The organism is Idiomarina sp. UBA4206, assembly GCF_002383015.1.
Lineage (GTDB): Bacteria > Pseudomonadota > Gammaproteobacteria > Enterobacterales > Alteromonadaceae > Idiomarina > Idiomarina abyssalis.
The window spans coordinates 9820-13044 of sequence record NZ_DFTS01000021.1 but is presented as its reverse complement, the minus strand read 5'-3'; the positions used below and the strand labels follow the sequence as shown (position 1 = coordinate 13044).

General features: G+C 48.0%; 4 protein-coding genes. 2 read left to right on the top strand and 2 right to left on the bottom strand.

Annotation, left to right across the window (positions count from 1 at the left end; all coding sequences use genetic code 11):
* Positions 1-1422: DUF885 domain-containing protein (locus tag B3180_RS04480; protein WP_286843273.1), on the bottom strand; the 1422-nt coding region annotated here is incomplete at its 3' end.
* Between the two features lie 116 nt (positions 1423-1538).
* Between B3180_RS04480 and B3180_RS04475 the strand changes: the two genes are divergently transcribed.
* A complete protein-coding gene (locus tag B3180_RS04475; RefSeq protein WP_054489941.1) occupies positions 1539-2492 on the top strand; it encodes a Dyp-type peroxidase in 954 nt (317 codons plus the stop codon).
* On the opposite strand, the gene argR is transcribed toward B3180_RS04475, so the two are convergent.
* On the bottom strand, positions 2468-2941 hold the full coding sequence (gene argR / locus B3180_RS04470; protein ID WP_054489943.1) for a transcriptional regulator ArgR: 474 nt from the start codon (positions 2939-2941) through the stop codon (positions 2468-2470). The genes B3180_RS04475 and argR overlap by 25 nt on opposite strands.
* Before the next feature lie 187 nt (positions 2942-3128).
* On the opposite strand from argR, the gene B3180_RS04465 reads away from it, so the two are divergent.
* Positions 3129-3225, top strand: a 97-nt coding sequence (locus B3180_RS04465) for a lactate/malate family dehydrogenase (protein WP_414654026.1), incomplete at its 3' end; no start/stop codon positions are given.

Here is a 3225-nt window from a genome sequence, read left to right as displayed (position 1 = left end):
CCGCCACATTTCATAGCTTAAACGTCCAAAGTTGCTGTAAGGGTCTTCATAAAAACCCGCTTCCAGCCCTAAGTACTCAGAATACAGACCCCAGCCTTCACCGAAAGCTGAAATGTAGGTCTGCTGACGGTATTCCGGCAAGTCTTCTAACTCACCCGCAATGGCGTTTTGTAAGTGATGACCCGGTACCGCTTCGTGCAGCGTCAGCGCTTCCATCTGGTAAAGCGGACGGCGGTCCAGCGCGTAGGTATTCACCCAATAAAAACCAGCGCGGTCATCGCGGTTGGTACCTGAATAGCGGCCGGTTGTGTATTTCGGTGCTATCTCAGCCGGAACCGGAGCTATGCCATAAGGTTTACGCGGCAGGGTTTTGAAAAGCTTAGGCAGTTCACCGTCCATTTTCTTCGCTATCCAGGCTGCGTACTGTAGTAACTCTTCTGCTGTTTCCGGATAGAACTGGTCGTCGGTACGTAAAAACTCGACAAACTCGTCAAAGTCGCCGTCAAAACCTGTTGCTTCAATGGCTTCCAGCATTTCACCGCGAATGCGTGCAACTTCCTGCAAGCCAATTTCATGAATTTCGTCAGCGGTCATATCCAGCGTGGTGTAATGCTTAATGCGGTTCTGATAAAAGTCGTCCCCATTGGGTAGCTCGCTGGCACCAATGCTTTCACGTGCACTCGGCAAGTACTCGGTAACCATAAAGGTAAAGTAGTCGTCGTAAGCTGGCATCACCTGGTCATCAATAGCGGTTAATGCATCGCTTTTAAGTTGCTCCCATTGTTCGCTATCAACAAAGCCCGGCTGTTGTGCAAAAGGAGAGAAGTAAACGCTGTCTTTAGCATCCTGCACAATGTAAGCCAGTATACTTTCTTCAAAACCGGCCATAGCGGCTGCAGGCTGGGTGTAACCTTCTTCAATCGCCTTACGCAACCAATGAGTTTGCTGCTCCATGTAACGAGGAATTGAGCGCAGTTTTGCTATGTAATTCTGGTAGTCTTCCGACGATGAAAATGACGTGTATGAAGGCATGAAAGCTAAAGAGCTGTGAAAGCTACCTTCTGCGGTTAATGGCATATAGTGCGCATTAAAGCGGTACTCATCGACCTTGTTCTTTAAGGTGTAGTGAATCATTGCATGGTTTATCTGGTCATCCCGGCTTAGCTCGTTAAGGTTAACGGCGTTCAGCTGTTCAAGCCACTCAGAGCGTTGTTGGTAACGTTGCTCTAAGGCTTCCGGTGACATATCGGTCAGCTCGGTTTCGCTGGACTCATTCAGTCCTTCCCAGATAGTGTCAGCCAACTGATGAAACTCAGCAGCCGGAGTCTGTTGTTGAGCACTGCTACGCTGAGTTTGATTGTCTGCCGTGCTCGCACAGGCAGTCAGTCCAAGCAAACCAAAAATAAGTATCAGATTGCGCATGATTTTTCCTTGCGGTGTCATAACGAATACAGGCATTCTATAATGCCTCGTGCGCTATTTAATGTAAAAGCGAATAGAACGAACACACAAAAATAACAGTTAAACGGGAGAATAGGGTGGATAAAGCTCAGTCAGGAGTCTACGCGGAACCTAATCTGCATGGTCTGACGTTGTTTTGTCATGTCATGAGCGACGACGTTGAAAGTTTACGCCGTAAACTGGCTCGCTTTCCAGCCATTTTACGCGATCTTGACGCCCGCTTCTCAGAAGCCATGTTAACAGGCTTTGTCGGCATAGGCGCCGATTACTGGGACATTCTTTACCCACACAAGAAGCCACTTCACTTGCAGGCTTTCCCCGAACTTTCCGACGGCGACCGGGAAGCACCAAGACACCCTTATGATCTCATCATTCAAATTCGTTGTGACCGCTTCGACGCTAACTACCTTGCCGGGCGCACATTAATTGAATGGTTTGGTTATGACATTGAAGTGGTCGAGCAAATTCGTTCCTTCCGTTATCTCGACGGCCGCGACTTGACCGGTTTTATCGATGCGCCTGACAACCCCAGGGGCATGAGCAAACGTAAGGTGGCATTAGTAGAAGAAAAAGACGATGCCGACTTTGTGGATGGCAGTTATTTGTTCGTACAAAAGTTTCGTCACGACTTACGCCGCTGGGACTACCTGGGCCCGGAAAAACAAGAGCAACTCATGGGGCGTGAAAAAGTCTCAGGCGAACGTTTATCCGAAGCTAAAATTGAAGGCGTTACACATGCAGCCAAAAGTCGTCTAGTGGACGGCAATGAACAACCCATTCCTTTACTGCGGCAGAATATGCCCTGGGGTGACCTGCGCGAACAGGGGCTGCTCGCTATGTATTTTAGTCACACACCGAAAATGGTGGTGCAGTGGCTAAAAAATCGATATTACGCCGACGAACAAGGGGCCTACGATCCGTTACTGGATTATTCGCAAGCGGTATCCAACTGCGGCTTTTTTGTGCCTTCAATGCGTTTTATGGAAGACAACAAAGAAGTAGCGGATCAGGAAGAAGGTAATACCGCCTGACTGGCAAACAACTCCCGGACCTTTTTCAGAGTAAAGTCGATATCAGCAACTTTAAGTGGTGCGATAAAAATAGTGTCATCGCCGGCTATCGTACCAAGCACACCTTCTTTTTTACCGACAGAGTCAAGCAAGCGGGCAATCAACTGAGCCGCCCCCGGGCTGGTGCGAATAATCACCATGACATCATTGTGCTGAATATCCAGTACAAGCTGGCTTAATGGTGCCTTAGTGGAAGGTACCGCTAAGTCGGGCGGTAAGCAGTAGACCATTTCCTGCTTTGCATTGCGGGTACGAACCGCGCCTTGCTTACTCAACATGCGCGAGACTTTAGACTGGCTAATGTTATCAAAGCCCTCGGCTTTCAAGGCATTAACAATTTCTCCCTGTGAGCCATAACGCTCTTCGCGAAGAAGGGTTTTAAAAGCTTCGAGTAACGTGTCTTGCACCATGAGAGAGTTCAATTCCTATACTGGTTACATGCTATAATAACCCCCAGTGTACTGCATATAGATGCGCTATTCGAGTGCTGAATGTGTACCGCGCAAAGTTGTATTTTTAGTGATATTGGAGTACAGTTTTGCGCCAAATTCTGCATTTTTATGCAGTTAAAATTGACTAACAAAAACGGAGTCTGAGATGAAAGTAGCCGTATTAGGTGCGGCCGGTGGTATCGGCCAGGCATTGTCATTACTTCTGAAAACCCAGTTACCAGCAGGTTCAGAATTATCGATGT

What these genes read in the sequence shown, in the direction of transcription:
- argR (WP_054489943.1), bottom strand. Translation starts at nt 2,941, where the DNA reads ATGGTGCAAGACACGTTACTCGAAGCTTTTAAAACCCTTCTTCGCGAA.